The sequence below is a fragment of the Streptomyces sp. BR123 genome, assembly GCF_013401435.1.
GTDB lineage: Bacteria > Actinomycetota > Actinomycetes > Streptomycetales > Streptomycetaceae > Streptomyces.
In genome coordinates this window covers 1-1,305 of sequence record NZ_JACBGN010000604.1, presented here as the reverse complement: position 1 = coordinate 1,305, position 1,305 = coordinate 1, and the positions used below count along the sequence as shown (strand labels likewise).

1 protein-coding gene and 1 pseudogene are annotated in these 1,305 nt (G+C 72.3%); both read right to left on the bottom strand.

The features are described 5' to 3' along the window. Window positions 1-115 precede the first annotated feature (115 nt). Window positions 116-817 (bottom strand): Flp pilus assembly protein CpaB, encoded by a 702-nt coding sequence (gene cpaB, locus HYE82_RS36590; RefSeq protein ID WP_179178529.1) that lies wholly within the window; start codon window positions 815-817, stop codon window positions 116-118. Window positions 818-862: 45 nt separating this feature from the next. Next, window positions 863-1,305: pseudogene (locus tag HYE82_RS36585) on the bottom strand (hypothetical protein); the annotation flags it as partial.

Genomic DNA, 1,305 nt, shown 5'->3' with positions numbered 1-1,305 from the left:
GTCGGGGACGGGGGCGGCGGGCTCGGCAGCCGGGAGCTGGCTGAGGAGGGTGGAGATGGCGCGGGCGGCGTCCGGGTCGCCGGCCGCGGGGAGGATTCGGGTGGTCATCCGGGCCTCACTTGTCCCCGTCGAGGGTGTACGAGCGGTCGGCCGCGCTGGGCGCGGAGTCGGTGCCGGGGGCCACCAGGGCCAGGCGTACGTGCTCCGCGAAGGACTCGGCGTACGCGACGCGCTGGGTGTCCTTGGTGTTCAGGGCGAAGGTGATCGGGACGGCTTCGGCGGGGCCCTTGCGGTCGCTGTCCTTGTCGAGGGCGGTGAGCTTGCCGACGTTGATGACGCGCGCGTTGGCGACGATGATCACCGAGCGGGAGGGGTCGGACTCCTTGGCGCCCTTGAAGGTGGCGATGATGTTGACCTTCGCCCCCGAATGGATCTTCCCGGCCACGCCCGTCGCCGCGTCGATCATGATGGCGATCTCCTGCTCGCCGGGCTGGAGCTGCGGCTTGTCGACGTACATGTCCGTCTGGAGCAGCGAGCCCTTCTTCAGGGTGGTCAGGGCGATCTTGTCCTTGAGTCCGCCGAGGTCGGTGACGGCCGTCTCGGACAGCCACCGCCGGGGGATGCTGATCTCCTCGAACTGCCCGGCCGACAGCGGGCTGTAGGGGGCGATATCGGCCTTGGCCCGGTACGCGACGACCTCTGACCCGACCTTGGAGTTGACGTCGCCGATCACCACGAGGACCCCGCCGAACGCCGCGAGGGCGCACAGGACCGACAGGAGCAGCAGGATGACGCCGCGGCGCTGGCGTGAGTTCATGTGCCGTACTACCTCGCCGTTCTTCGTTCGTTCGGGGTGGTCGGGTCAGTGTCCGGACCGGGGGCGGGAGCCACCCGCGGCCTCGGTCGGCGGCGGCGGTGCGGCCGGCTGCGGGGGGTTCAGCGGGGCGGCGCAGAAGCCGCACCGGTCGCCGATGAGTTCGAGGCCGCACCAGCGGCACTCGTCGCGGCGGACGGAGGCGACCAGTTGGTAGAGGACGGACAGGTCGGGGATGCCGGCAGCGAACTCGACGAGCTTCGACGTGGCCCACCAGGCGGCGGAGTCGGCGGGCAGCGGGTTCTCCATCACGCCCTGGACCTGCCAGGCGGGGGCGAGTTCGGCCGTGACCCAGTCGGAGGCGAGCTGGCCGCGGGCGAAGGTGAGCTGGGTCGCGTACGCGGGCCCCGGAGGCAGGACTCCCCCGCTGCCCTGAGCTCCGCCCTGCGCCCCGGCGGCCCTGCCGGCCCCGGAGGCGGCGGCCCGTGCCC

What these genes read in the sequence shown, in the direction of transcription:
- cpaB (WP_179178529.1), bottom strand. Translation starts at nt 817, where the DNA reads ATGAACTCACGCCAGCGCCGCGGCGTCATCCTGCTGCTCCTGTCGGTC.